This window comes from Leisingera sp. CC-HEC096 (assembly GCF_059429235.1).
The window spans coordinates 3,231,512-3,257,778 of record NZ_JCAIJS010000001.1 but is presented as its reverse complement, the minus strand read 5'-3'; the positions used below and the strand labels follow the sequence as shown (position 1 = coordinate 3,257,778).

Here is a 26,267-nt window from a genome sequence, read left to right as displayed (position 1 = left end):
TCGTGGATCAAAAAAACTCCAGAATGATGTCTCAGTGAAATGGTCCAGGTCACATGAAACCAAGATTTACCGTCAGTACTGCTATCCTCTCGATCATCGTTTTGGCCGGCGGCTTAATGGCCGCCCTGGTCAGCCTCCTGCTCTATTCGCACGGTGTGCGCGACGACATGCAACAGCGCGTCGCCGGAATTGAAGAGATTTATCTGAGCCTCGATGAAATCGAGCTCGAGTTCCTCATGGCCCGCCGCGCAGAAAAGGATTTCCTGCTGCGCCGCGACGAGAAATACTCCATCCGCCACGCGGAAACGATGGATCGGATCAAGGCGACCTATGCATCGCTGACCCGGCAAATGCCAGAGGTCGCGGAACTGTCAGCATCGGTAAAGCAACTGAACCAGATCGGCGCGTCGATCGAGGCTTACGACGCCAGCTTCATCGCGCTGGCCGGCAGCAACAAGCGGCTGGGGCTGGATGAAAACAGCGGCCTGGAAGGGCAGCTGCGCAAGGCCGTCAAGAATGCCGAAGGAACGCTGAAGGAGCTGGATCAGCCGGTCATGCAGGTGAAGATGCTGATGATGCGGCGGCACGAGAAGGACTTTATCATGCGCCAGGCGCCAAAGTACCTGGACCGCCTGAACGCCCGGGTGGAAGAGTTCCGCGCCTTCCCGGCCAGCTTCTACGACAGCGCGGCCCAGCAGAAAGAGATCCTGGGGCTGATGGATGTCTATCAGAAGTCCTTTGCGGCCTATGTGGAGGAATCGCTGAAGGAAAAACAGCTGCGCAAAGAGGTTTCCGGCCACTACGCCAACGCCGAGCCGCTGCTGGCTGCCGTCCACACGGACGTTCGCGGCCTGCTTGACCAGGTGCGCACCCGGGGCAAGACCGTCAGCGCAGAGGCTCAGACCAACGCACTGCGGGCCGGCATTGGCGGCTCCATCCTCTTCGTGGCAGTGGCATTGCTGCTGGCGCGCAGCATCGCCCGGCCGCTCAAACAGACTGACACCGTTCTGAAGAAGATGATGCAGAACGACTTCAGCCCGGAAATCCCGAAAACAAGCATCCGTGAAATCGCTGCTATTGCCAATGCAGCTGGTGAGTTCCGCAAGGCGGAGGCCGCCAAACAGCAGCTGAACGGGGAGATTTCCGAAGTCATCGCAGCCTGCGGCGAAGGGGACTTCTCGCGCCGCATCGCGACCAGTGGCGGCGGCCGCGACAGCGGCCTGGGCCAGGGCGTCAACACCATCGGCGAAGTGGCCGAGAAGGGCCTGGGCGACGTGCTGCGGGTGCTGGACGCCATCGCCGAGGGCGACCTGACCCAGCGGATGCCTGCGGGCCAGAAGGGCGTTTTCAAGAACATCGCCGGGGCGATCGACAACCTGGCCGGCAGCTTGGAAACCGTGGTCCGGCAGCTGGCGGGCAGCGGCGACATGCTGAACAACACCTCGCAGGAGATTTCCTCCGCCGTCGCCGACGCGTCGCAACGCGGCGAATCCTCCGCCGCAGCGCTGGAAGAGACCTCCGCCGCGTTGCAGATCGTCCGCGACACGGTCCACGATACCGCCAGCAGCGCGCAGGACGCCCGCCAGTTCGTCAACGACGCCCAGACCAAGGCGGAAGCCACCCGGGAGGTTGCCGACAAGACCGTCTCCGCCATGCAGCGCATCAAGGAATCCTCGGACGCGATCTCCAAGATCACCGGCCTGATCGACGACGTGGCCTTCCAGACCAACCTGCTGGCGCTCAACGCCGGGGTGGAGGCCGCCCGTGCGGGCGAAGCCGGGCGCGGGTTTGCGGTTGTCGCCTCTGAGGTGCGGGCGCTGGCGCAGCGGTCTTCGGACGCGGCCAAGGAGATCAGCACGCTGATCAGCAGCAGCCAGAGCGAAGTCACCGGCGGGGTGGAACTGGTGGATGAGGCCGGCGAGGCGCTGGTTGCAATCCTTCAGACCGTTACCCAGGCTGCGGAGAAGGTGAACGAGATCGCCGAGAACACGACCGAGCAGGCCAACGGCATTTCCGAGGTGAATGTGGCGCTGGAGGCGCTGGACAAGGATTCCCAGCGCAGCGCTGCAATGCTTGAGGAAACCGCGGCGGCCGGCCAGATGCTGCGGGACGAGGCCGCAAGCCTGGCGCGCGCGATAGCCGGCTTCCGCCTTGAGCCTGCCGCGCCCGCAGCGCCAGCCGCGGAACCTGGCCGGGCGGACGCTGCACAGGCGGCGTGAACGGTGCCGCTGCACCGGCCGCAACGGGCTGGTGCAGCAATGCCGCCCTCCCCTTATCCGGCACGCCAACTGAAAAAGCCCCTGCAAGGAAACTTGCAGGGGCTTTGTCCTATCCGGGATTTTGGCCTGTCGGGGATGGCGCCGGGCCCGCCTTCAGGGCGCGGCCAGTACCGGAGCCTTTGGGCCTGCCCCCGGGTGCCGCGCCTGGCGGACTGCTGCGCAGGCCAGGCAGGCAGGCTCTCGTGCCGGGCTTTCTTAGTAGCCGTCTACCACGGTAATCGCGCAGTCCCGGTGCGCATTCGGCATCCCGACGTGGTGCGGGTTCTGAACCAGATACCAGACCGGTGCACGCCCGGGCGCCTGGGTGCGTGAATAGGTGCAGCCGTTCGGCGAGGTCCAATGCGCGGAATGGCCGCTGCGCGACACGGTTTCCTGCGGCAGGAAACTTTGCGCCATCTCCCGCTGCGCTACCGGGTTGCGGTAGTTGGTTGCGGGGCCGAACATATTGGAAAGATCGTTAGGGTCTGTCTCTACCGCTGCGCAAGCGGACAGAGAAACAAGCAGGGCGGCAGGAACCATCATTCGCATCGCTGAGCACTCCATTCATTACTAAACAAACACGCTGTCCTGGCGGGTTTCCGACCCGCGGCCCTCCTTCAAGGAGCAGGCACCTGACAGCACAACCTCTGGGCTCAGGATTGAAGCAATTGGTGAACAGGTCCTTAAGAAATCAAAACCTCGTAAAATGCGACCTACTTCTCCCGGCGGCCCGGCCGCGGCTTGCCGCCGGTGCAAAGGCCGGCATTCAGCAAACGGAAAAGCCCCCGCCGGTCTCCCGGCGGGGGCTTGAATTTCACGGAAGCAGCAGGGCTTACCAGTCTTCGCGGACCACGACGCGGGTCTTGACCGGCAGCTTCATCGCCGCCAGGCGCAGGGCCTCGCGGGCGATTTCATCGCTGACGCCGTCGATCTCGAACATCACGCGGCCAGGCTTAACCTTGGCTGCCCAGTAGTCCACGGAGCCTTTACCTTTACCCATACGGACTTCGGTCGGCTTCGAGGTCACCGGAGTGTCCGGGAAGATACGGATCCAGACACGGCCCTGACGCTTCATGTGGCGGGTCATGGCACGGCGGGCAGCCTCGATCTGGCGTGCAGTCACACGCTCAGGGGTGGTTGCCTTCAGGCCATAGGTGCCGAAGTTCAGGTCCGAGCCGCCTTTTGCCAGGCCGTGGATCCGGCCCTTGTGCATCTTGCGGAATTTAGTGCGCTTTGGCTGAAGCATCTCAAATCCTCCTTAGCGACGGCCGCCACCAGCACCACGGGGTGCAGGGCCGTCCTGGATTTCTTGTGCTTTACGGTCACGCGCCGAAGGATCGTGCTCCATGATCTCGCCTTTGAAGATCCAGACCTTGATCCCGATGATCCCGTAGGGGGTCATCGCTTCGGAGTGTGCGTAATCGATGTCGGCACGCAGGGTGTGCAGCGGCACGCGGCCTTCACGGTACCATTCGGTACGCGCGATTTCCGCACCGCCCAGACGGCCAGCCACGTTCACCCGGATACCCAGGGCGCCCATGCGCATGGCGTTCTGCACGGCCCGCTTCATTGCGCGGCGGAAGGACACACGGCGCTCCAGCTGCTGTGCGATCGACTCGCCGACCAGCTGAGCGTCCAGTTCCGGCTTGCGCACTTCAACGATGTTGAGGTGCAGCTCGGAGTCGGTCATCTTGGCCAGCTTCTTGCGCAGGACTTCGATGTCCGCGCCTTTCTTGCCGATGATGACGCCCGGACGTGCGGTGTGGATGGTGACGCGGCATTTCTTGTGCGGGCGCTCGATGATCACGCGCGCAACGCCTGCCTGCTTGCACTCTTCCTTGATGAACTCGCGGATTTTGATGTCCTCGAGCAGCAGATCACCATAGTCTTTGGTGTCGGCGTACCAGCGGCTGTCCCAGGTGCGGTTCACCTGAAGGCGCATGCCGATCGGATTGACTTTCTGACCCATTAGGCTTGCTCCTCAACTTGACGCACCTTGATGGTGATCTCCGCGAACGGCTTCAGGATTTTGCCGAACCGGCCACGGGCACGCGGACGGCCGCGCTTCATGGTCAGGTTCTTGCCAACCCATGCCTCGGCGACGATCAGCTCATCGACATCCAGGTTGTGGTTGTTTTCAGCATTCGCGATGGCGGACTGAAGACATTTCTTCACGTCCTGCGCAATCCGCTTGTTGGAGAAAGTCAGGTCGGTCAGCGCCTTCTCGACTTTCTTGCCGCGGATCATCTGAGCCACCAGGTTCAGTTTCTGCGGGGAGGTACGGAGCATGCGCAGTTTTGCCATTGCTTCGTTGTCTGCCACGCGGCGGGGGTTCTTTTCCTTGCCCATGACTTACTTCCGCTTCGCTTTTTTGTCTGCGGCGTGGCCATAATAGGTGCGGGTCGGCGAGTATTCACCGAACTTCTGACCGATCATGTCTTCCGAGACGTTGACGGGGATATGCTTCTGGCCGTTGTACACACCAAAGGTCAGGCCGACGAACTGCGGCAGGATGGTGGAACGGCGCGACCAGATCTTGATCACTTCATTGCGGCCCGATTCACGCGCTGCTTCGGCCTTCTTCAGGACGTAAGCATCAACGAAGGGGCCCTTCCATACGGAACGTGCCATGGATTAGCGGCCTTTCTTCTTGGCGTGGCGCGAGCGGACGATAAGCTTCTGCGACGCCTTGTTTTTGTTGCGGGTCCGTTTGCCCTTGGTCGGCTTGCCCCAGGGGGTCACCGGGTGGCGGCCACCGGAGGTCCGGCCTTCACCACCGCCGTGGGGGTGGTCGATCGGGTTCATCACGACACCACGCACGGAAGGACGCTTGCCCTTGTGGCGCATACGGCCGGCTTTACCGAAGTTCTGGTTCGAGTTGTCCGGGTTCGACACGGCACCGACGGTGGCCATGCATTCCTGACGGACCAGGCGCAGTTCGCCCGAGGACAGGCGGATCTGAGCGTAACCGCCGTCACGGCCAACGAACTGAGCATAGGTACCGGCTGCACGGGCGATCTGGCCGCCTTTGCCGGGCTTCATTTCGATGTTGTGAACGATGGTACCGATCGGCATGCCCGAGAACGGCATTGCGTTGCCCGGCTTGATGTCGGCTTTTGCAGACGCGACGACCTTGTCGCCGACAGCCAGACGCTGCGGCGCCAGGATGTAGGCTTGTTCGCCGTCTTCGTATTTGATCAGCGCGATGAATGCGGTCCGGTTCGGGTCGTATTCGATCCGCTCAACGGTGGCCGCTACATCAAATTTGTTCCGTTTGAAGTCAACGATCCGGTAGAGGCGCTTTGCGCCGCCGCCACGGCGGCGTGCAGTGATCCGTCCGGTGTTGTTCCGGCCGCCCGATTTGGTCAGGCCCTCAGTGAGGGATTTGACCGGACGCCCTTTCCAAAGCTCCGAACGGTCGATCAGAACCAGCCCACGCTGGCCCGGCGTCGTCGGTTTATACGACTTGAGTGCCATGCTTTCTGTCTTCCGTTTAGCGTGCCAGGCCTTAGGTTCTTGTCTTTGGCCCAGCTATGTTTAAGGCCCCCGTAGGTGCCTGAGTTATAGGGCCCCGAAGGTCCCCAGGTTCGAACATCCTGACAAACGTAACGACCCCGGAACGAATCCGGGGTCTGCAGGATTGGTGCGCAATAGCAGAGGTGTTTGGGGGAGTCTAGTGGCTTCGGCTCCTTTGCCCCAAAACGAGAGCCGAAGCATTCGACTGTCACTAGATGTCCCGATTGGCTAATTGGCGCATGTCATTTTGGCGAAGAAAAGCCCTTCGTCGTCAAAACGCGCGGCAGACGTCAACGCTCGGACACCTTGATCAAATGAGCGATCGTAACCTTCCCAGCTACAACTTCCTTCTTGCTCTACCGCTCGTTCAGCTAAGGAAAGAAATTCCGGAAAACTCCGCTGGTTCTTTTGCTCTCTGGCGGCTGCCAGCCGAGCTTTGCAAGCGTTGAGTTTCCCGTGGTTCACCACGGGCACTGTTGCAGCATAAGATGAGGAGTGCCGAACACAGTCTGACAGCGAAGAGGCACTTTTTCCGCCCCCCAAATCGACACTAGCTCCTGTAAATGCTGTGAACAGGTACACACTCTCACCAGGCGCAAAAGAGAGGGTATCAAACTCCTGTCCAGAGAGCTTTTGATAGTCCTTCCAAGTGACATTCGCTCCACCAATGACCACGGACCGCCCCACTGAACCGGAGGTGGTTGCACCACACCCACTCAAGGCACAGATCAAAGAACAAAGAAGTGCCGACTTCAACTTTCTCATCCTAAAATTTCTCCAAGCAAACTTGCCAACTGCATCGCGACACGAACAACCAGCCGAGACTAACTTCAAAACCGCTGCAAGAGATCATCCCTCCCACCGTTTAGATAATTATCAGGGGAAGTTCTGGCGACCCGTGCGCCAGTTATCAAGCACACTGCATTTTGGCAATTGGACCGGCGGCCGTTCACTCCTCCACGTATCCAGGCGCGCACTGTAAATCTCACGCCTAGCCTTTAACCAAAGACGGGTCACTACCGCTTGCCTCGCCCTCTTTTGCAGAGCACCCGATATCCACCACAACAACAAGCGGAGACACTTGCCGGAATTTGAGAGACAAAGCCCCCTTTAGAAAAAGTTTATACTCCGAAAGAACACGCCGCGGGTGCCTCTCCATGAGTTTCCTTTTGCCCGGCTCCCAGCAGAACTTTGGAGATTGACGGAAATTTCCAGCCACCCGCCAATCTGACCAATTCGACCGCTGCATACTGCCGAGTTAATTGCGATACCTCAACTCGACGTTTAGCTCACTGCTTTCTTCGGCTCGAACTTCCATATCAAGCCTTTGGTGAGGGAGGTGCAGGAAATTCAATACCGCATGCTCATCCACATTGGCCTTGGCTGTATGGATAGTGGGAATGTCGGATAAGAAAATCAAATCGAAAACTCCATGGACCAACATCAAGCTGCGACCAGAGAAGCAATTCTCATCAAAAAGGCAAGTGACGATTGCCGCGCCAGCGCCGTCCCGCGGGGTGGCGCTCTCAACGTGGCGTTTGGCAGTTTATACCGGCCAAATCCGTACAACCTCACCGACACACAGAACACCAGCCAAAGCGCCGCCCCATGGGGGCGGGTCATGCCAGAGGCATGCTCCCAGCATGACGCTGGCGCGGCGGCCTGCGGCCTTGATTCCGCGCCTTGGAGCAAGATCGCAGCTCAGCGCATTGAAGGCTGTTGCGTGAGGTGCGTACGCAGGGCTTCGCGGATCTTAACTGGCAGCGGCTATACCTCAGGGCAAAGCTTCCTCAAGGACTTCGCCATGCCCGACACCACTGCCCCAACGAAAAAGGCCCCCGCTTGCGCGAGGGCCTCTCAATCTTGTCAAAGACACAAATCTCAGAGTCCGGTGGACACGTCGATGGTGTTGCCTTCTTCCAGGGTCACATAGGCTTTTTTCACGTCCTTGCGGCGGCCCATCTGGCCGCGGAAACGCTTCACCTTACCCTTGGTGACGGTGGTGTTGACCGCTTTCACCTTGACGCCAAAGAGCGCTTCGACAGCTTCTTTGATCATCGGCTTGTTGGAGTCGATTGCCACTTCGAACACCACTGCGCCGTTTTCGGACGCCATGGTGGATTTTTCGGTGATGATCGGCTTGCGGATCACGTCGTAGTGTTCTGCTTTCGCGCTCATTTCAGGCGAGCCTCCAGTGCTTCGACACCTGCTTTGGTGATCACCAGGGTGTCACGCTTCAGGATGTCATAGACGTTGGCACCGATGGTCGGCAGGATGTCCAGACCTTCGATGTTGCGCGACGCTTGCAGGAAGCCTTCGTTGACCGAAGCGCCGTCGATGACCAGAGCGCGTTTCCAGCCCAGGTTCTTCACCTGCTTGGCCAGAGCGGCGGTCTTGCCCTCAGCTGCTGCGTCCTCGATGATGACCAGCTCGCCCGCTTTTGCTTTTGCGGACAGCGCGTGGCGCAGGCCCAGCTTGCGGAACTTCTTGGTCAGCTCGTGGCCGTGCGACCGGACAACGGGACCCTTGTAGATACCACCCTTGCGGAAGATCGGCGCGTTGCGGTCACCGTGGCGTGCGCCGCCGGTGCCCTTCTGGCGGTAGATCTTCTTGGTCGAGTAGGAGGTCTCGGAGCGGGTCTTCACCTTGTGGGTGCCCTGCTGCGCGTTGTTGCGCTGCCAGCGGACCACGCGGTGCAGGATGTCCGCACGCGGCTCCAGGCCGAACAGGTCTTCGGACAGCTCGATGTCGCCAGCCTTGCCGCCGTCGAGTTTGATCACGTCAAGTTTCATGCTTCACCACCTTCCGCGGATGCTTCCGCAGTTTTCAGAGCGGCCGGGAACGGCAGACCCTCGGGAGCTTTCTTCTTCACGGCATCCTTGACGGTCACCCAGCCGGATTTCGGGCCCGGAACGGCGCCCTTGATGAAGACCAGGCCGCGCTCGGCGTCGGTTTTCACCACTTCCAGGTTCTGGGTGGTCACGCGGGCTGCGCCCATGTGGCCGGCCATCTTCTTGCCTTTGAAGACCTTGCCCGGGTCCTGACACTGACCGGTCGAACCGTGCGAACGGTGCGAGATCGACACACCGTGCGAGGCGCGCAGGCCGCCGAAGTTGTGCCGCTTCATGGCACCGGCGAAACCCTTACCGATCGAGGTGCCGGTCACGTCCACTTTCTGGCCAGCCAGGAAGTGTTCGGCCGAGATTTCGGCGCCGACTTCGATCAGGCCGTCCGCGGGAACGCGGAATTCGACCAGCTTGCGCTTGGGTTCAACCTTGGCTGCTGCGAAGACACCGCGCATGGCTTGCGAAGTGCGCTTTGCCTTGGCCGCGCCTGCACCCAGCTGAACGGCGGTGTAGCCGTCTTTTTCCTCGGTGCGCTGTGCAACGACCTGCAGGCCGTCCAGCGACAGAACGGTCACAGGGATCTGCTTGCCGTCTTCCATGAACAGCCGGGTCATGCCGACTTTCTTTGCGATAATACCGGAACGCATAATCTATACCCTCCGATCTTACGACTGCAGCTTGATTTCGACGTCAACGCCGGCGGCCAGGTCGAGCTTCATCAGCGCGTCCACGGTCTGCGGGGTCGGGTCGACGATGTCGAGAAGACGCTTGTGAGTGCGGATCTCGAACTGATCGCGGGATTTCTTGTCAACGTGGGGGCCACGCAGAACAGTGAATTTCTCGATCTTGTTCGGCATCGGGATCGGGCCGCGCACTTGCGCGCCGGTCCGCTTGGCAGTGTTGACGATTTCCTGGGTGCTGGCATCCAGCACGCGGTAGTCAAATGCCTTCAGCCGGATACGGATGTTTTGGCTTTGCATCGTATAGCCTTATTCTAGGCGTTGGGGTTGAGAGGAGGGCCTGCGCTCACCGCAATCCCTCATCGAACCCAAAAGGCGGGAATCATCCCGCCTCCATTCGCATCAGCGAACTCGCGCCCTATACGCCCTGCGGGCCCCTGTGGCAAGGGGTTTCGCCGCGAAACAGTTGCGTTTGCGGAGGACGGTGCGTTTGAGGTTTGTTTGGGTGTGCGAAGAGTTCGCTAAGGACGGGCGATCCGCCGATGCACTGGGTTCGGCTCAGTTGGAAATTTTCCAAGCGCCCAACGTCGTTACGCCGTTCTTCGAACCCAAAGGCGGTCATGAAAGGCCGGTTATTCATGACCGGAAACCGCGCCGGTTTCCGGCGGCGGCACAGCAAAAAAGGCCGCCCAAAGGCGGCCTTTCCGTCGATCAATCAGGAGACCTGATTACTCGATGATTTTGGACACAACGCCGGCGCCGACGGTGCGGCCGCCTTCGCGGATGGCGAAGCGCAGGCCGTCTTCCATCGCGATCGGGGCGATCAGCTCAACCGCGAACTTCAGGTTGTCGCCCGGCATCACCATCTCGGTGCCTTCCGGCAGGGTCACGGTGCCGGTCACGTCGGTGGTGCGGAAGTAGAACTGCGGACGGTAGTTCGCGAAGAACGGGGTGTGGCGGCCGCCTTCTTCCTTGGTCAGGATGTAGGCTTCGGCTTCGAACTTGGTGTGCGGGGTCACGGAACCCGGCTTGCACAGCACCTGGCCGCGCTCAACGGATTCACGGTCCACACCGCGCAGCAGGGCGCCGATGTTGTCGCCGGCTTCACCGCGGTCCAGCAGCTTGCGGAACATTTCCACACCGGTGCAGGTGGTTTTCGAAGTGTCTTTGATGCCGACGATTTCGATTTCGTCGCCAACGTTGATCACACCGCGCTCCACACGGCCGGTCACAACGGTGCCGCGGCCGGAGATCGAGAACACGTCTTCGATCGGCATCAGGAACGGCTGGTCAACCGCACGCTCGGGGGTCGGGATGTATTCGTCCACGGCCGCCATCAGCTCTTTGATCTTGTTTTCGCCGATTTCCGGGTCACGGCCTTCCATCGCCGCCAGCGCGGAGCCTGCGATGATCGGAATATCGTCGCCCGGGAACTCGTAGGAGGACAGCAGCTCGCGGATTTCCATTTCCACCAGCTCCAGCAGCTCTTCGTCGTCGACCTGGTCCACTTTGTTCATGAACACGACCAGGGCAGGCACGCCAACCTGACGCGCCAGCAGGATGTGCTCGCGGGTCTGCGGCATCGGGCCGTCAGCAGCGTTCACCACCAGGATCGCGCCGTCCATCTGAGCGGCACCGGTGATCATGTTCTTGACGTAGTCGGCGTGGCCGGGGCAGTCGACGTGGGCATAGTGGCGCGCGTCGGTTTCATATTCCACGTGGGCGGTGGAGATGGTGATGCCGCGGGCTTTTTCTTCCGGCGCGCCGTCGATCTGGTCGTAGGCTTTGAAGTCGCCGAAGTACTTGGTGATCGCTGCGGTCAGCGTGGTTTTGCCGTGGTCAACGTGGCCGACGGTGCCGATGTTGACGTGCGGTTTATTACGTTCAAACTTTTCCTTAGCCATGATGGCCTCCTTTTGTTTCGAGAGGGGCCCGCGCGGATTGCGAACCCCTCAATTTCTTGACGCTTACGCGTATTTCGCCTGGATCTCTTCCGAGATGTTCTGCGGCACCGGCTCGTAGTGGTCGAACTGCATGGTGAACTGGGCGCGGCCCGAGCTCATCGAACGCAGGGTGTTGATGTAGCCGAACATGTTCGCCAGCGGCACAAACGCGTCGATGGCGATTGCGTTGCCGCGGTTCTCCTGGCCGGACACCTGGCCGCGGCGGGATGTCAGGTCGCCGATGATGCCGCCGGTGTATTCTTCCGGGGTGATCACCTCAACCTTCATCACCGGCTCGAGCAGTTTCGCACCAGCTTTGCGCATGCCTTCACGCATGCCCATGCGGGCAGCGATTTCAAAGGCCAGAACCGAGGAGTCCACGTCGTGGAACTTACCGTCGATCAGGGCAACCTTGAAGTCGATCACGGGGAAGCCGGCCAGCGGGCCGCTGTCCATGACGGACTGGATGCCTTTTTCGACGCCCGGGATGTATTCCTTCGGAACCGCACCGCCAACGATACGGGATTCGAAGGAGTAGCCTTCGCCGGCTTCGGTCGGCGAGATGATCAGTTTCACCTCGGCGAACTGGCCCGAACCACCCGACTGTTTCTTGTGGGTGTAGGAATGCTCGACCTCTTTGGAGATGGTCTCGCGGTAGGCCACCTGCGGCGCACCGATGTTCGCCTCAACCTTGAACTCGCGCTTGAGGCGGTCCACCAGGATGTCCAGGTGAAGTTCGCCCATACCCTTCATGATGGTCTGACCGGACTCGAGGTCGGTTTCGACGCGGAAGGACGGGTCTTCGGCGGCCAGACGGGCCAGACCCTGGGACATCTTCTCCTGGTCGGCCTTGGTTTTCGGCTCGACCGCGATCTCGATCACCGGATCGGGGAAGGTCATGGTTTCCAGGACAACCGGGTCGTTGACGGCGCAGAGGGTGTCACCGGTGGTGGTGTCCTTCAGGCCTGCCAGCGCGATGATGTCGCCTGCGAACGCTTCCGTGATTTCCTCACGGTTGTTCGAGTGCATCATCATCATCCGGCCAACGCGCTCTTTCTTGCCCTTGGTCGAGTTCAGCAGGGTGTCGCCCTTGTTCAGCACGCCGGAGTAGATCCGGGTGAAGGTCAGGGAGCCGACGAACGGGTCGTTCATGATCTTGAACGCCAGGCCGGAGAACGCCATGTCGTCGTCCGCGCGGCGGGCGATGTCACGGGTTTCAGTCTCGTCGCCGGGTTTGAAGCCCATGTAATCAACAACGTCCAGCGGGCTGGGCAGGTAGTCGATCACAGCGTTGAGCAGCGGCTGAACGCCTTTGTTCTTGAACGCGGAACCGCCCAGAACCGGAACGAAGGCCAGCTCCAGGGTGCCCTTGCGCAGCAGTTTGCGCAGGGTCGGAACGTCGGGCTCTTCGCCTTCCAGGTAGGCTTCCATCGCGTCGTCGTCCATTTCGACGGCCGCTTCGATCATCTTGCCGCGCCATTCGTCAGCCATGTCTTTCAGGCTGTCGCGGATCGGAGCTTTGACCCAGGATGCGCCCAGGTCTTCGCCCTGCCACAGCCATTCTTCCATGTTGACCAGGTCAACCAGGCCTTCCAGCTCGTTCTCGGCGCCGATCGGCACACCAACCGGAACCGCGCGGGCGCCGGTACGGTCTTCGATCATGTTGACGCAGTTGAAGAAGTCGGCGCCGATCTTGTCCATCTTGTTGACGAACACCATGCGCGGAACCTTGTAGCGGTCAGCCTGACGCCACACGGTTTCGGTCTGCGGCTCAACACCAGCGTTGGCGTCCAGAACACAGACAGCACCGTCGAGAACCGCCAGCGAACGCTCAACTTCAATGGTGAAGTCAACGTGGCCGGGGGTGTCGATGATGTTCAGGCGGTGCTTCGGAGAGTCAGCGGTCTTGCCGTCTTCGGTGCGTTCCCAGAAGGTGGTGGTCGCAGCCGAGGTGATGGTGATGCCGCGTTCCTGCTCCTGCTCCATCCAGTCCATGGTGGCTGCACCGTCGTGCACCTCACCGATGTTGTGGGATTTGCCGGTGTAATACAGGATGCGCTCGGAGCAGGTGGTTTTACCTGCGTCGATGTGCGCCATGATACCGAAGTTACGGTACAGTTCGAGGGGATATTCGCGTGCCATAGGTCTAGGTCCTCTAGCTTACCAGCGATAGTGGCTGAAGGCTTTGTTCGCCTCGGCCATCTTGTGGGTGTCTTCGCGCTTCTTGACCGCGGTGCCACGGGACTGAACAGCGTCCAGCAGCTCGCCGGCGAGGCGCTCTTCCATGGTGTTTTCGTTGCGGTTGCGTGCGGCGGTGATCAGCCAGCGGATTGCCAGAGCTTCGCGGCGCTCGGGACGGACTTCGACCGGAACCTGGTAGGTTGCACCGCCAACACGGCGGGAGCGGACCTCAACGGACGGCTTCACGTTGTCCAGCGCTTCGTGGAAGACTTCCACCGGGGCGCGCTTGATCTTGGTCTCAACGCGGTCCAGCGCGTTGTACACGATACGCTCTGCGACCGACTTCTTGCCGTCGATCATCAGGTTGTTCATGAATTTGGTCAGAACGCGGTCGCCGAACTTGGCGTCGGGCAGGACTTCGCGCTTCTCTGCGGCGTGACGACGGGACATCTCGCTCTCTCCTTCTTACTTAGGACGCTTCGCGCCGTACTTCGAGCGGCGCTGCTTACGGTCTTTAACGCCCTGGGTATCCAGAACACCGCGCAGGATGTGGTAACGGACACCCGGAAGGTCTTTTACACGGCCGCCACGGATCAGAACCACAGAGTGCTCCTGAAGGTTGTGGCTTTCACCGGGGATGTAGGAGATCACTTCGAAACCGTTGGTCAGGCGGACCTTCGCAACTTTCCGCATAGCGGAGTTCGGCTTCTTCGGGGTGGTGGTGTACACGCGGGTGCAGACGCCGCGCTTTTGCGGGCACTGTTCCAGGTGCATGGACTTCGAGCGTTTAACTTTCGGCTGCCGCGGCTTGCGGATCAGCTGCTGGATCGTTGGCATTCCGGTTTATTCCCCGTTTTGCAACACTGTCATGCACGCCGGCGCGTGCGGGTGATTTCGCTGCACTCATGCGTCCACAAGCGCAAAAACCGCAATCGCTCCCATTCCGAGGTGAGACGACGCGGTGAGTTTACAGAGGGCCCGGGTGGTAAAAGTGCCCAGGCCTTGAGCCACTGCAATTTTGAATTCGGCTTACGAAGAATACACTCCGGGTGCCGGATAGCCGCGCGTATATGGGGAGTCGCGCTGGTTGTCAACAGCGGGCGGGCGCGGGGCCCCTGCCCGGCCCCGAGCCGGCGCTTGCCAGACATTGGCGCGCCCGGCATAGTCGGCGCAACCGCCTTTGTCACGAAACGGATTTCAGAATGCAAGTCATCGGATTGTGCCGGTTTTCCTATCCGGCGCTTGGCGGGTTCCAGGTCGAGCATGAGACGATCAAAGAGCGCATCGCCTACCTTTATGCCGAAGCGAGGATGGAGGAGCGGTTCCGGCTGTTCGAAACCATCTCCCTGCCCTGCCTGAAAGAGCAGACCGATCAGGATTTCGACCTGATCCTTGTGACCGGCGACAGCCTGCCCCGGGTGCATCTGGACCGGCTGCGCGACCTGACCGCCGGAATGCCTCAGGTGCAGATTCGTGCAGAACCGCCGCGCCGCCACCGGGAGGTTATGAAGGAGATCATCAACCAGGCCCGCCGGGATCACGACCAGCCCTGCCTGCAGTTCCGCCATGATGATGACGACGCCGTGTCGGTCGATTTTGTTGAGCGGCTGCGCGCGGTCACCGAGGACTGCCGGCCGCTGATGCGGAAGAACAGGACCGTGGCCATTGATTTCAACCGGGGCTTCATCGCGCAGGCGGGACCGGAGGGGATCGCGGCGGCGGAAGGGGTTCACCCCTATTTCGTGGCCGCCATGGGCATGCATGTGCGCCGCGGCTGCGAGCAGACGATCATGAATTTCGGCCACCACAAGATCAACCGATTCATGCCGACGGTAACGCTGACTGACTACCCGATGTTCGTGCGCACTCATAACCAGTTCAACGATTCCAGGGCCGAGGGCGGATGGCAGCCTGACCTGACGCCGCTGACACCGGAAAGGGAAGGCGAGTTCGAAGCCCGGTTTGCGATCCGGTCCGCCCATGTGAAGGAAGTATTCGGCAGGGGCTGAGAAACTCAGACCCGCAGCTTTCGGGCCTGCCTGCGTTCCCGGTAGAAGGTGAACATCCCTGCTCCGGCGACGATTGCCGCCCCGGCAATCGTCAGCAGGTCCGGCCACTCGCCGAACACCAGCCAGCCCAGGATCAGCGCCCACAGAAGACCGCTGTAGCGCAAGGGCGCGATCACGGCGATCTCTCCCACCCGCATGGTCATGACCGAACACAGGTAGCCCGCGAAAATGAACAGCGCCGCGCCGGTCAGGATCAGATAGCCGCTGCTGTCCATCGGCTGCCAGTCCACTGCGGCGGAGGTGGCTATCCCGAACGCCATCACGGCGAGGGAAGACATCAGGGTCACGGTCATCGACGGCACCTCGGGCGGCATCCGGCGGGTGACCAGGTCGCGGGCGGTGATGCAGGCCACTGCCGCCAGCGCATAAAGCGCACCGTCGCTGAAGCCATCCGGCCCCGGCCGCACGATCAGCAGCATTCCCGCAAAGCCTGCGGCAATCGCCGCCATCCGGCGCCAGCCGACCGGCTCCCGCAGGAAGAGCGCCGCGCTCAGGGTCACGCTCAGCGGCAGCACCTGAAGCACCGCGGTGACGTTGGCGATCGGCATCAGCAACAGCGCGGTCAGGAACAGATAGGTGGCCGCCACCTCCGCGGCACAGCGCAATGCGATCATACCCCAAGCCCGGCCCGGCAGCCGCAGGCGGAGGCCGCCCAGCCGCAGGGCCAGGAGGTAGATCAGGAAACTGGCGGCAATGCCGCGGACAGTCAGGATCTGCGGCAGCGGCAGCGCCCCGCCGATCAGCTTTACCAGCGCGTCGTTGAAGGTATAGGCCGCCATCGCCGCCGTCATCAGCAGCGCCCCGGTCTGGTTCGGGGTCATCGCTGCCCCGCTATGGTCAATTGCAGCCTGACATTCATCCCTGCGCCCTCCTTGTCCGGCAACAGATAGCCGCAGCCGCAGAAATGAAAAAGCCCCCGCACCGGAGATGCGGGGGCTTTTCTGTTTGCTTGCTGCCGCAGCTTAGTCGCGGCTTTCCGGGGTTTCGACCAGGATATCCGCGTCGTCGCCGCCCATCACGTCCTCGTCCATCACCGGTGCGGCCAGGGCTGCAGCGGCTTCGGCTTCCTCGCGGCGGGCTTCCAGCACCACGTTGTCGCGGCCCTGGGCAATCTGGCGCACCCGCTGGGTCGCGCCGCCGGTGCCAGCCGGGATCAGGCGGCCCACGATGACGTTCTCCTTGAGGCCGACCAGCTTGTCCTTCTTGCCCTGAACCGAAGCCTCGGTGAGGACCCGGGTGGTCTCCTGGAAGGAGGCCGCCGAGATGAAGGAGCGGGTCTGCAGCGATGCCTTAGTGATACCCAGCAGGATCGGTTCGCCTTGAGCAGGACGCTTGCCGCGGGCAAGGGCCTTTTCGTTGGCGGCGTCGAATTCCTGCTTGTCCACGTGCTCGCCTTTCAGCAGCGTCGTGTCGCCGGAGTCGGAGATCTCCCACTTTTGCAGCATCTGGCGGACGATCACCTCGATGTGCTTGTCGTTGATCTTCACACCCTGCAGGCGGTAGACGTCCTGGACCTCGTCGATCATGTAGTTCGCCAGTGCCTCGACACCCATGATGGACAGGATGTCATGCGGCGCCGGGTTGCCGTCCATGATGTAGTCGCCCTTCTGGACAAAATCACCTTCCTGAACCGGAATGTGCTTGCCCTTGGGCACCATGTATTCGACGGCTTCCATCGACTCGTCCGACGGCTCGATCGCGATACGGCGCTTGTTCTTGTAGTCGCGGCCGAAGCGCACGTAACCATCGATTTCGGCGATGATCGCGTGATCCTTCGGACGGCGGGCTTCGAACAGTTCCGCAACGCGCGGCAGACCACCGGTAATGTCCTTGGTCTTGGCACCTTCACGCGGGATACGCGCGACAACGTCACCTGCCATGATCTGCTGGCCGTCTTCGACCGACAGAATGGCGTCCACGGACATCGGGTAGGTCAGCGGGTTGCCGTTGTCGTTGCGCACCGGCTCGCCGTTGCCATCCACCAGGATGATTTCCGGCTTCAGGTCGGAGCCCTTCGGAGCCGCACGCCAGTCGATCACGATCTTCTGGGTCATGCCGGTGGCTTCGTCGGTCTCGTCGCGGACGGCCAGGCCCGAGACGAGGTCGACATACTTGGCGGTACCCGGCTTCTCGGCGATGATCGGCAGGGTGTAGGGGTCCCATTCGAACAGCTTGTCGCCGCGGTTGACCTGCTGGCCTTCCTTGACGAACAGCTTGGAGCCGTAGCCCAGCTTGTGGCTGGCGCGCTCTTCGCCGTGCTCGTCCTGGATGATCAGCTTCATGTTGCGGCCGACAACCAGGGTTTCGCCGTTGGCGTTCTCCAGGGTCTGCGGCATCTCGAACACGATCTTGCCTTCCTGGGACGCTTCCAGGAACGACTGCTGGCCGCCCTGGGCAACGCCGCCGATGTGGAAGGTCCGCATGGTCAGCTGGGTGCCGGGTTCACCGATCGACTGTGCCGCGATGATGCCGACAGCTTCGCCGGTGTTCACCTGAGTACCGCGGGCCAGGTCACGGCCGTAGCACATGGCGCAGACGCCCTCTTCCGACTCACAGGTCAGCGGCGAGCGGATACGGGTCGACTGAACGCCGGCCTCTTCCACTGCATCTGCCATGCGTTCGTCGATCAGCTGGCCAGCCGCGATGATGATCTCATCGGTGCCGGGACGCTTGATGTCATCCGCAGCCACACGGCCCAGGATGCGTTCGCCCAGCGAGGCCACCACTTCACCGTCGTTGATCGCCGCTTCCGCAGTGATCGCGCGCTCGGTGCCGCAGTCATGCTCACGCACGATGCAGTCCTGCGCCACGTCGACCAGACGGCGGGTCAGGTAACCCGAGTTCGCCGTCTTAAGCGCGGTGTCGGACAGACCCTTACGGGCACCGTGGGTCGAGTTGAAGTACTCGAGAACGGTCAGGCCTTCTTTAAAGTTCGAGATGATCGGGGTCTCGATGATGTCGCCGTTCGGCTTGGCCATCAGGCCGCGCATCCCGCCCAGCTGCTTCATCTGGGTGACCGAGCCACGCGCACCGGAGTGGGCCATCATGTAGACCGAGTTCGGCTCCATCACGGCGCCGTTCTCGTCCCGGCGGTCAGCGGAGATGGTGCCCATCATCGCTTCGGTGACCTTGTCGTTACACTTCGACCAGGCATCGACAACCTTGTTGTACTTTTCGCCCTGAGTGATCAGGCCGTCCATATACTGCTGTTCGAAGTCTTTCACCTGCTCGCGGGTGTCATCGACGATGGTCCACTTGGTGTCCGGGATCACCATGTCGTCCTTACCGAAGGAGATGCCGGCCTTGAACGCTTCGCGGAAGCCCATGGTCATGATCTGGTCGCAGAAGATGACCGACTCCTTCTGGCCGCAATAGCGGTAGACGGTGTCGATGACCTGCTGCACCTCTTTTTTCCGCAGCAGGCGGTTGACCAGCTCAAACGGCGCCTTGGCGTTCTTGGGCAGCAGTGCGCCCAGACGGACACGGCCCGGGGTGGTCTCGAAACGCTGGAGAACCTCGTTGCCTTCTTCGTCGATCTGGGTGATCCGCGCGGTGATCTTGGAGTGCAGATGCACCTCGCCGGCGTCCAGCGCGTGCTGAACTTCGTCGATGGTGCCAAACACCTTGCCTTCACCCGGCATGCCTTCGCGCTCCAGGGTCAGGTAGTAGAGACCCAGAATCATATCCTGCGAGGGAACGATGATCGGTGCGCCGTTGGCGGGCGACAGAACGTTGTTCGTGGACATCATCAGGACGCGTGCTTCCAGCTGGGCCTCAAGGCTCAGCGGGACGTGCACAGCCATCTGGTCGCCGTCGAAGTCCGCGTTGAACGCCGAGCAGACCAGCGGGTGCAGCTGGATTGCCTTGCCTTCGATCAGCGTGGGTTCAAACGCCTGGATGCCGAGACGGTGCAGCGTCGGTGCGCGGTTCAGCATCACCGGGTGCTCGCGGATCACCTCGTCCAGGATATCCCAAACTTCGGGACGCTCTTTTTCGACCAGCTTCTTCGCCTGCTTCACGGTGCTGGACAGGCCCTTGGCCTCCAGACGCGAGTAGATGAAGGGCTTGAACAGCTCCAGCGCCATCTTCTTGGGCAGGCCGCACTGGTGCAGCTTGAGTTCCGGACCGGTCACAATCACCGAACGGCCGGAGAAGTCGACGCGCTTACCCAGAAGGTTCTGACGGAAGCGGCCCTGCTTGCCTTTCAGCATGTCGGACAGCGACTTCAGCGGGCGCTTGTTGGCGCCGGTGATGACGCGGCCGCGGCGGCCGTTGTCGAACAGCGCGTCCACGGATTCCTGCAGCATCCGCTTTTCGTTGCGGACGATGATGTCCGGCGCACGCAGCTCGATCAGGCGCTTCAGGCGGTTGTTCCGGTTGATCACGCGGCGGTACAGGTCGTTCAGGTCGGAGGTCGCAAAGCGGCCGCCGTCCAGCGGAACCAGCGGGCGCAGTTCCGGCGGGATGACCGGGATCACGGTCATGATCATCCATTCCGGACGGTTGCCCGATTCCAGGAAGGATTCCACGACTTTCAGACGCTTGATGATCTTCTTGGGCTTCAGTTCGCCGGTCGCTTCGGCCAGCTCGGCGCGCAGCGTTTCGGCTTCCGATTCCAGGTCGATCTGGGCCAGCATGTCACGGATCGCTTCAGCGCCGATGTTGGCGGTGAAGGCGTCCATGCCATAGGCATCCTGGGCGTCCATGTACTCTTCTTCGGTCATCATCTGACCATAGGTCAGGTCGGTCAGGCCCGGCTCGATGACAACATAGTTTTCAAAGTACAGAACACGTTCCAGGTCGCGCAGGGTCATGTCCAGCATCAGGCCGATGCGGGACGGCAGCGACTTCAGGAACCAGATGTGCGCAACCGGCGCGGCCAGTTCGATGTGGCCCATGCGCTCGCGGCGCACTTTCTGCAGGGTGACCTCGACGCCGCATTTCTCACAGACGACGCCGCGGTACTTCATCCGCTTATATTTGCCGCACAGGCATTCGTAGTCTTTGATCGGGCCAAAGATCCGGGCGCAGAACAGGCCGTCGCGCTCCGGCTTGAAGGTCCGGTAGTTGATGGTCTCGGGCTTTTTGATTTCGCCATAGGACCAAGACAGGATCCGTTCCGGGCTGGCCAGCGAGACTTTGATTTCATCAAAGACCTTCGGCGGGGTCAGCGGGTTGAACGGGTTGTTGGTGATTTCCTGGTTCATTTTGATACCTCAAATCTTGCGGAAGGGGGGAGCGGGAGAAGGGCGCGGGGCCCTTACTCCTCAACCTCCGCATCCAGGAGTTCCATATTCAGGCCGAGGCCGCGGACTTCTTTAACCAGAACGTTGAACGATTCCGGCACGCCCGCTTCAAAGTTGTCCTCACCCTTGACGATCGACTCGTAGACCTTGGTCCGGCCGGCGACGTCATCCGACTTGACGGTGAGCATCTCCTGCAGGGTGTAGGCGGCGCCATAGGCTTCCAGAGCCCAGACTTCCATCTCACCAAAGCGCTGACCGCCGAACTGCGCCTTACCGCCCAGCGGCTGCTGGGTGACCAGCGAGTACGGGCCGGTGGAACGCGCGTGGATCTTGTCGTCCACCAGGTGGTGCAGCTTCAGCAGGTACTTGATGCCAACGGTGACTGGACGCGCGAACTGCTCGCCGGTGCGGCCGTCGAACAGGATCGACTGGCCGGACTGGTCAAAGCCCGCACGCACCAGGGCGTTGTTGACGTCATCTTCCTTGGCGCCATCAAAGACCGGGGTTGCGATCGGCACACCGCGGGTCACATTGCCTGCGGCTTCGATCAGCTGCTCCTCGGACATACCGGCGATGCCTTCGTCGTAGACATCATCGCCATAGGCGCCGTGCATCGCTTCACGCACCGGGGTCAGGTCGCCGGAACGGCGGTATTCCTGCAGAGCCTCGTCCACCTTGATGCCGAGGCCGCGTGCGGCCCAGCCCATGTGGGTTTCGAGGATCTGACCGACGTTCATACGCGACGGCACGCCCAGCGGGTTGAGGCAGAAGTCGACCGGGGTACCGTCGGCGAGGAACGGCATGTCCTCCATCGGCACCACTTTCGAGATCACACCCTTGTTGCCGTGACGGCCGGCCATCTTGTCGCCCGGCTGCAGCTTGCGCTTCACCGCAATGAAGACCTTGACCATCTTCATCACGCCCGGCGGCAGGTCGTCGCCGCGGCGGACCTTCTCGACCTTGTCCTCGAAACGGGCATCCAGGGCGCGCTTCTGCGCCTCGTACTGCTCGTTCAGGGCCTCGACCACCTGTGCGTCCTGCTCGTCTTCCAGCGCCAGCATCCACCACTGACCGCGGGACAGCGAGTCCAGCAGGTCCTCGGTGATTTCGGTGCCGGCACGCACGCCTTTGGGGCCTTTGACGGCCACTTTGCCCAGCAGCATGCCGCGCAGGCGGGCGTAGATGTTGCGGTCCAGGATCGCCAGCTCGTCGTCCCGGTCACGGGCCAGACGCTCGACTTCCTCACGCTCGATCTGCAGCGCACGCTCGTCTTTTTCCACACCATGGCGGTTGAAGACGCGCACTTCGACGACAGTACCGTAGTCGCCCGGCTTCACGCGCAGCGAGGTGTCGCGCACGTCAGATGCCTTTTCACCAAAGATGGCGCGCAGCAGCTTTTCTTCCGGGGTCATCGGGCTTTCGCCCTTCGGAGTGATCTTGCCGACCAGAATGTCGCCCGGCTCCACATCGGCGCCGATGTAGACGATGCCCGCCTCGTCGAGGTTGCGCAGGGCTTCCTCGCCGACGTTGGGGATGTCGCGGGTGATTTCTTCCGGCCCAAGCTTGGTGTCACGGGCGGCGACTTCGAATTCCTCGATGTGGACCGAGGTGAAGACGTCGTCACGCGCGATGCGCTCGGAGATCAGGATGGAGTCTTCATAGTTGTAGCCGTTCCACGGCATAAACGCGACGACCACGTTCTTGCCCAGAGCCAGTTCGCCCATGTCGGTCGACGGACCGTCGGCGATGACTTCGCCCTTGGTCACGGTGTCGCCCACTTTCACCAGCGGACGCTGGTTGATACAGGTGTTCTGGTTCGAGCGCTGGAACTTGCGCATGCGGTAGATGTCCACACCCGCGTCGCCCAGTTCCAGGTCTTCGGTGGCCCGGATCACGATACGCTGCGCATCGACCTGGTCGATGATGCCCGCACGCTTGGCCTGGATGGCCGCGCCGGAGTCGATCGCAACCTTTTCCTCGATGCCGGTGCCGACCAGCGGCGCCTCTGCGCGTAGCAGCGGAACCGCCTGACGCTGCATGTTCGAGCCCATCAGAGCGCGGTTGGCGTCGTCGTTTTCCAGGAACGGGATCAGCGAGGCCGCAACCGAGACCAGCTGTTTCGGCGACACGTCGATCAGGTCGACGCTTTCATTCGGCGCCAGGGTGTAGTCACCCGACTGGCGGGTGGACACCAAGTCGTTGATGAACTTGCCGTTCTCGTCCAGGGTCGCGTTCGCCTGCGCCACGGTGTGGCGCATTTCCTCGGTGGCGGACATGTAGTGAACCTCATCGGTCACCTGTCCTTCTTTCACCACGCGGTAGGGCGTCTCGATGAAGCCGTACTTGTTGACGCGCGCAAAGGTCGCCAGCGAGTTGATCAGACCGATGTTCGGGCCTTCCGGGGTCTCAATCGGGCACATCCGGCCATAGTGGGTCGGGTGCACGTCGCGGACCTCAAAGCCCGCACGCTCGCGGGTCAGACCGCCCGGGCCAAGCGCCGACAGGCGGCGTTTGTGGGTGACTTCCGACAGCGGGTTGGTCTGGTCCATGAACTGCGACAGCTGCGAGGAGCCGAAGAATTCGCGCACGGCAGCCGCGGCCGGTTTCGCGTTGATCAGGTCCTGCGGCATCACCGTGTCGATCTCGACGGAGGACATCCGTTCCTTGATCGCACGTTCCATGCGCAGCAGGCCGACGCGGTACTGGTTTTCCATCAGCTCGCCAACGGAGCGCACGCGGCGGTTGCCCAGGTGGTCGATGTCGTCGACATCGCCGCGGCCGTCACGCAGGTCGACCAGCGCCTTGATACAGGCGACGATGTCTTCCTTGCGCAGAGTGCGCTGAGTGTCTTCAGCGTCCAGCGCCAGGCGCATGTTCATCTTCACGCGGCCAACAGCCGAGAGGTCGTAGCGCTCGGAATCGAAGAACAGGGTGTCGAACAGCGCGGACGCGGCCTCGACGGTGGGCGGCTCGCCCGGGCGCATCACACGGTAGATGTCCATGAGCGCGCTTTCGCGGGTCCGGTTCTTGTCCTGCGCCATGGTGTTGCGCATGTAGGGGCCGACGTTGACGTTGTCGATGTCCAGCACCGGGATGTCGGTGATACCGGCATCCAGCAGCTCTTTCAGGGAGCCGCCGATCAGTTCGCCGTCCTTGTCGTATTCCAGGGTCAGCTCATCACCGGCTTCGACATAGATCGCGCCGTTGTCTTCGTTGATGATGTCCTTGGCGACGAACTTGCCGACAATGTGCTCGAAGGGAACCAGCAGCTCGGTGATGGTGCCTTCCTCGATCATCTTCTTGACGGCGCGCGGGGTGACTTTCTTGCCCGCCTCGCAGATGATCTCGCCGGTGCCGGCGTCCACCAGGTCATAAGTCGGGCGGGTGCCGCGCACGCGCTCGGGGAAGAAGGGGGTGACCCAGCCGCGGGACTTCTCAAGCTTGAAGTTGACGGTGTTGTAGTAGGCATCCATGATGCCTTCCTGGTCCAGGCCCAGGGCATACAGCAGGGTGGTCACCGGCAGCTTGCGGCGGCGGTCGATACGGGCAAAGACAATGTCCTTGGCGTCGAACTCGAAGTCCAGCCAGGAGCCGCGGTACGGGATGATGCGGCAGGCGAACAGCAGCTTGCCCGAAGAGTGGGTCTTGCCCTTGTCGTGGTCGAAGAACACGCCCGGCGAGCGGTGCATCTGGGACACGATCACACGCTCGGTGCCGTTCACGATGAAGGTGCCGTTCGGGGTCATCAGGGGCATGTCGCCCATGAAAACGTCCTGCTCCTTGATGTCCTTGACGGACTTCGCACCGGTGTCCTCATCGACATCAAAGACGATCAGGCGCAGGGTGACCTTCAGCGGCGCCGAATAGGTCATGTCGCGCTGCATGCACTCTTCGACGTCGTACTTCGGCTTCTCGAAGGAATACTTCACGAACTCCAGAACGGAGGTTTCGTTGAAGTCCTTGATCGGGAAGACCGACTGGAACACACCTTTGATGCCTTCGCCGTCAAGCGGCTCGCTCGCATCGCCGGAGCGCAGGAACAGATCATAGGAAGATTTCTGCACCTCGATGAGGTTCGGCATTTCCAGCACTTCGCGGATTTTGCCGTAGTATTTACGTAGACGTTTCTGGCCAAGGAACGATTGAGCCATGTCAGATGTCACCTTTCCGAGTTCTCACCGGTCAAGGTTGCCGCCGGGCCCCGGCACCTTGCCCATACGAGACAGCGCGTTCGGATCAATTCATGGCCACCGTCCCGAAGGCGGCCTCCCGATCCCTTGAACCTCGCCTGAAAAAGCGCCTCTTGCGTGAGGCCCTTTTTAAGACAGGTTCGGCTGGGCCCGGAGAACTCCGGACCCAGCCAAATTTCCGATGCATCGGAGATGCACCAGAGGCAGGACTTAGGCCAGCTCGACTTCGGCGCCAGCTGCTTCCAGCTTGGCTTTGATGTCTTCTGCTTCGGCTTTGTCGATGCCTTCTTTGATTTTGCCGCCTGCTTCAACCAGCTCTTTGGCTTCTTTCAGGCCCAGGCCGGTGATGCCGCGAACTTCTTTGATCACGTTGATCTTGGAAGCGCCGGCGTTCTTCAGAACGACGTCGAATTCGGTCTTTTCTTCTTCAGCTGCACCGCCGGCGTCGCCGCCAGCTGCCATGACAACTGCGCCGCCAGCTGCGGGCTCGATGCCGTATTCGTCTTTCAGGATGGTTTTCAGTTCTTGTGCTTCCAGCAGGGTCAGACCCACGATGCTTTCTGCGAGTGCTTTCAGATCAGCCATTGTATCAGCTCTTTCCGTTTACAGTATGTGTGTTCCAACGTGCGGGCTTGTGCCCCACGCCAGCCGTTCAGTGCCAACCGCTTACGCAGCTTCCGCCTTCTCTTCGATGGTCGAAAGGATGCTTGCGATGTTGCTTGCAGGTGCGCCAATCGCGCCGGCGATGTTCGAAGCAGGTGCGCCAATGCAGCTTGCGATCTGAGCGATGAGCTCGTCGCGGGACGGCATTTTCGACACGGTTTCGACACCGGCACGGTCCAGAGCGTTCTCACCCATTGCACCGCCAAGGATCTCAAACTTTTTGTTTTCCTTGGCAAAATCCTCAGCCACTTTTGCAGCGGACACGGGATCTTCGGAGTAGGTCAGAACGGTCATCCCTGTCAGCAGGTCGGCCATGCTTTCACACGGCTTTCCCTCGAGGGCGATTTTGGCGAGCCTGTTCTTGGCAACACGCACGGAGCTGTTCGCGTCACGGGCACGTGCGCGCAGATCCTGCATCTCAGCAACTGTCAGACCGGCGTAGTGAGCAACCACCACGACGCCAGAGCTTTCGAAGATCTGGCCGAGTTCCTCGACCACTTTCTCTTTCTGGGCTCTATCCACAGTTCTCTCCAAGTTAGGGATGCTTACGCATCCCGGCTCATATTTGCCGAACCAGATGGCCCGGCGTTCAGGTCCGTTTTACGGGATGAGCCAAATCCGCCCGAGGGATTGAAAACCCCCGATCTTCTTGGTCTGTACCCGTCTCAGGAGGGA

General features: G+C 61.3%; 22 protein-coding genes. 2 read left to right on the top strand and 20 right to left on the bottom strand.

Features of this window, described 5'->3' with window-relative positions:
- The first annotated feature begins 53 nt into the window (after nucleotides 1–53).
- Nucleotides 54–2,219, top strand: coding sequence for a methyl-accepting chemotaxis protein (locus AC5STI_RS15745; protein WP_495447318.1), 2,166 nt, complete (start codon nucleotides 54–56; stop codon nucleotides 2,217–2,219).
- Between the two features lie 255 nt (nucleotides 2,220–2,474).
- Here the strand turns inward: AC5STI_RS15745 and AC5STI_RS15740 are convergent, their stop codons facing one another.
- The 15 genes from AC5STI_RS15740 to rpsL form a co-directional block, all read right to left on the bottom strand.
- The gene (locus tag AC5STI_RS15740; RefSeq protein ID WP_495447317.1) at nucleotides 2,475–2,807 is read right to left on the bottom strand and encodes a hypothetical protein; all 333 of its coding nucleotides are present in this window, start codon (nucleotides 2,805–2,807) and stop codon (nucleotides 2,475–2,477) included.
- A 283-nt stretch (nucleotides 2,808–3,090) separates the two neighbouring features.
- Nucleotides 3,091–3,504 (bottom strand): 50S ribosomal protein L16, encoded by a 414-nt coding sequence (gene rplP / locus AC5STI_RS15735; protein WP_039125980.1) that lies wholly within the window; start codon nucleotides 3,502–3,504, stop codon nucleotides 3,091–3,093.
- Between the two features lie 12 nt (nucleotides 3,505–3,516).
- Complete coding sequence (rpsC, locus tag AC5STI_RS15730) at nucleotides 3,517–4,227, bottom strand: 30S ribosomal protein S3 (protein WP_058285585.1); 711 nt, start codon at nucleotides 4,225–4,227, stop codon at nucleotides 3,517–3,519.
- Nucleotides 4,227–4,607, bottom strand: coding sequence for a 50S ribosomal protein L22 (rplV, locus tag AC5STI_RS15725; RefSeq protein WP_008557868.1), 381 nt, complete (start codon nucleotides 4,605–4,607; stop codon nucleotides 4,227–4,229). Before rplV ends, rpsC begins: the two co-directional genes overlap by 1 nt.
- 3 nt (nucleotides 4,608–4,610) lie before the next feature.
- The gene (rpsS, locus tag AC5STI_RS15720; protein WP_008554066.1) at nucleotides 4,611–4,889 is read right to left on the bottom strand and encodes a 30S ribosomal protein S19; all 279 of its coding nucleotides are present in this window, start codon (nucleotides 4,887–4,889) and stop codon (nucleotides 4,611–4,613) included.
- Nucleotides 4,890–4,892: 3 nt separating this feature from the next.
- A complete protein-coding gene (gene rplB, locus AC5STI_RS15715) occupies nucleotides 4,893–5,735 on the bottom strand; it encodes a 50S ribosomal protein L2 (RefSeq protein ID WP_019297986.1) in 843 nt (280 codons plus the stop codon).
- 267 nt (nucleotides 5,736–6,002) lie between these two features.
- A complete protein-coding gene (locus tag AC5STI_RS15710) occupies nucleotides 6,003–6,539 on the bottom strand; it encodes a hypothetical protein (RefSeq protein WP_495447316.1) in 537 nt (178 codons plus the stop codon).
- A 1,116-nt stretch (nucleotides 6,540–7,655) separates the two neighbouring features.
- Complete coding sequence (locus AC5STI_RS15705) at nucleotides 7,656–7,952, bottom strand: 50S ribosomal protein L23 (RefSeq protein WP_420676236.1); 297 nt, start codon at nucleotides 7,950–7,952, stop codon at nucleotides 7,656–7,658.
- Complete coding sequence (rplD, locus tag AC5STI_RS15700) at nucleotides 7,949–8,566, bottom strand: 50S ribosomal protein L4 (protein WP_475049289.1); 618 nt, start codon at nucleotides 8,564–8,566, stop codon at nucleotides 7,949–7,951. Before rplD ends, AC5STI_RS15705 begins: the two co-directional genes overlap by 4 nt.
- A complete protein-coding gene (gene rplC / locus AC5STI_RS15695; protein WP_475049287.1) occupies nucleotides 8,563–9,267 on the bottom strand; it encodes a 50S ribosomal protein L3 in 705 nt (234 codons plus the stop codon). Before rplC ends, rplD begins: the two co-directional genes overlap by 4 nt.
- Before the next feature lie 18 nt (nucleotides 9,268–9,285).
- Entirely contained in the window at nucleotides 9,286–9,600 is a 315-nt protein-coding gene (gene rpsJ / locus AC5STI_RS15690; protein WP_019298501.1) for a 30S ribosomal protein S10, read from the bottom strand.
- 428 nt (nucleotides 9,601–10,028) lie between these two features.
- Entirely contained in the window at nucleotides 10,029–11,204 is a 1,176-nt protein-coding gene (gene tuf / locus AC5STI_RS15685; RefSeq protein WP_475049259.1) for an elongation factor Tu, read from the bottom strand.
- A gap of 63 nt (nucleotides 11,205–11,267) precedes the next feature.
- Nucleotides 11,268–13,385 carry an elongation factor G gene (gene fusA / locus AC5STI_RS15680; RefSeq protein ID WP_495447315.1) on the bottom strand — a complete coding sequence of 706 codons (2,118 nt, stop codon included), beginning with the start codon at nucleotides 13,383–13,385 and terminating at the stop codon, nucleotides 11,268–11,270.
- Nucleotides 13,386–13,403: 18 nt separating this feature from the next.
- Entirely contained in the window at nucleotides 13,404–13,874 is a 471-nt protein-coding gene (gene rpsG / locus AC5STI_RS15675; RefSeq protein ID WP_421056997.1) for a 30S ribosomal protein S7, read from the bottom strand.
- Nucleotides 13,875–13,889: 15 nt separating this feature from the next.
- Entirely contained in the window at nucleotides 13,890–14,261 is a 372-nt protein-coding gene (rpsL, locus tag AC5STI_RS15670) for a 30S ribosomal protein S12 (protein WP_005621086.1), read from the bottom strand.
- Nucleotides 14,262–14,626: 365 nt separating this feature from the next.
- Here rpsL and AC5STI_RS15665 point away from each other — a divergent pair, with 365 nt between their 5' ends.
- A complete protein-coding gene (locus AC5STI_RS15665; protein WP_495447314.1) occupies nucleotides 14,627–15,433 on the top strand; it encodes a putative rhamnosyl transferase in 807 nt (268 codons plus the stop codon).
- 5 nt (nucleotides 15,434–15,438) lie between these two features.
- On the opposite strand, the gene AC5STI_RS15660 is transcribed toward AC5STI_RS15665, so the two are convergent.
- The 5 genes from AC5STI_RS15660 to rplJ all read right to left on the bottom strand — a co-directional run bounded on the left by AC5STI_RS15660 (nucleotide 15,439) and on the right by rplJ (nucleotide 26,114).
- A complete protein-coding gene (locus AC5STI_RS15660) occupies nucleotides 15,439–16,314 on the bottom strand; it encodes a DMT family transporter (RefSeq protein WP_495447313.1) in 876 nt (291 codons plus the stop codon).
- A gap of 141 nt (nucleotides 16,315–16,455) precedes the next feature.
- A complete protein-coding gene (gene rpoC / locus AC5STI_RS15655; protein ID WP_495447312.1) occupies nucleotides 16,456–20,700 on the bottom strand; it encodes a DNA-directed RNA polymerase subunit beta' in 4,245 nt (1,414 codons plus the stop codon).
- A gap of 53 nt (nucleotides 20,701–20,753) precedes the next feature.
- Nucleotides 20,754–24,890 (bottom strand): DNA-directed RNA polymerase subunit beta, encoded by a 4,137-nt coding sequence (rpoB, locus tag AC5STI_RS15650; RefSeq protein ID WP_475049273.1) that lies wholly within the window; start codon nucleotides 24,888–24,890, stop codon nucleotides 20,754–20,756.
- A 249-nt stretch (nucleotides 24,891–25,139) separates the two neighbouring features.
- Nucleotides 25,140–25,514 (bottom strand): 50S ribosomal protein L7/L12, encoded by a 375-nt coding sequence (rplL, locus tag AC5STI_RS15645; protein ID WP_027236232.1) that lies wholly within the window; start codon nucleotides 25,512–25,514, stop codon nucleotides 25,140–25,142.
- 81 nt (nucleotides 25,515–25,595) lie between these two features.
- Nucleotides 25,596–26,114, bottom strand: coding sequence for a 50S ribosomal protein L10 (gene rplJ / locus AC5STI_RS15640; protein WP_039165542.1), 519 nt, complete (start codon nucleotides 26,112–26,114; stop codon nucleotides 25,596–25,598).
- Nucleotides 26,115–26,267 lie beyond the last annotated feature (153 nt).

Bases quoted from the DNA above. Each gene is read 5' to 3' on its own strand.
- AC5STI_RS15745 (WP_495447318.1), top strand. From the start codon at position 54: ATGAAACCAAGATTTACCGTCAGTACTGCTATCCTCTCGATCATCGTT.
- AC5STI_RS15740 (WP_495447317.1), bottom strand. From the start codon at position 2,807: ATGCGAATGATGGTTCCTGCCGCCCTGCTTGTTTCTCTGTCCGCTTGC.
- rplP (WP_039125980.1), bottom strand. From the start codon at position 3,504: ATGCTTCAGCCAAAGCGCACTAAATTCCGCAAGATGCACAAGGGCCGG.
- rpsC (WP_058285585.1), bottom strand. From the start codon at position 4,227: ATGGGTCAGAAAGTCAATCCGATCGGCATGCGCCTTCAGGTGAACCGC.
- rplV (WP_008557868.1), bottom strand. From the start codon at position 4,607: ATGGGCAAGGAAAAGAACCCCCGCCGCGTGGCAGACAACGAAGCAATG.
- rpsS (WP_008554066.1), bottom strand. From the start codon at position 4,889: ATGGCACGTTCCGTATGGAAGGGCCCCTTCGTTGATGCTTACGTCCTG.
- rplB (WP_019297986.1), bottom strand. From the start codon at position 5,735: ATGGCACTCAAGTCGTATAAACCGACGACGCCGGGCCAGCGTGGGCTG.
- AC5STI_RS15710 (WP_495447316.1), bottom strand. From the start codon at position 6,539: ATGAGAAAGTTGAAGTCGGCACTTCTTTGTTCTTTGATCTGTGCCTTG.
- AC5STI_RS15705 (WP_420676236.1), bottom strand. From the start codon at position 7,952: ATGAGCGCGAAAGCAGAACACTACGACGTGATCCGCAAGCCGATCATC.
- rplD (WP_475049289.1), bottom strand. From the start codon at position 8,566: ATGAAACTTGACGTGATCAAACTCGACGGCGGCAAGGCTGGCGACATC.
- rplC (WP_475049287.1), bottom strand. From the start codon at position 9,267: ATGCGTTCCGGTATTATCGCAAAGAAAGTCGGCATGACCCGGCTGTTC.
- rpsJ (WP_019298501.1), bottom strand. From the start codon at position 9,600: ATGCAAAGCCAAAACATCCGTATCCGGCTGAAGGCATTTGACTACCGC.
- tuf (WP_475049259.1), bottom strand. From the start codon at position 11,204: ATGGCTAAGGAAAAGTTTGAACGTAATAAACCGCACGTCAACATCGGC.
- fusA (WP_495447315.1), bottom strand. From the start codon at position 13,385: ATGGCACGCGAATATCCCCTCGAACTGTACCGTAACTTCGGTATCATG.
- rpsG (WP_421056997.1), bottom strand. From the start codon at position 13,874: ATGTCCCGTCGTCACGCCGCAGAGAAGCGCGAAGTCCTGCCCGACGCC.
- rpsL (WP_005621086.1), bottom strand. From the start codon at position 14,261: ATGCCAACGATCCAGCAGCTGATCCGCAAGCCGCGGCAGCCGAAAGTT.
- AC5STI_RS15665 (WP_495447314.1), top strand. From the start codon at position 14,627: ATGCAAGTCATCGGATTGTGCCGGTTTTCCTATCCGGCGCTTGGCGGG.
- AC5STI_RS15660 (WP_495447313.1), bottom strand. From the start codon at position 16,314: ATGACCCCGAACCAGACCGGGGCGCTGCTGATGACGGCGGCGATGGCG.
- rpoC (WP_495447312.1), bottom strand. From the start codon at position 20,700: ATGAACCAGGAAATCACCAACAACCCGTTCAACCCGCTGACCCCGCCG.
- rpoB (WP_475049273.1), bottom strand. From the start codon at position 24,890: ATGGCTCAATCGTTCCTTGGCCAGAAACGTCTACGTAAATACTACGGC.
- rplL (WP_027236232.1), bottom strand. From the start codon at position 25,514: ATGGCTGATCTGAAAGCACTCGCAGAAAGCATCGTGGGTCTGACCCTG.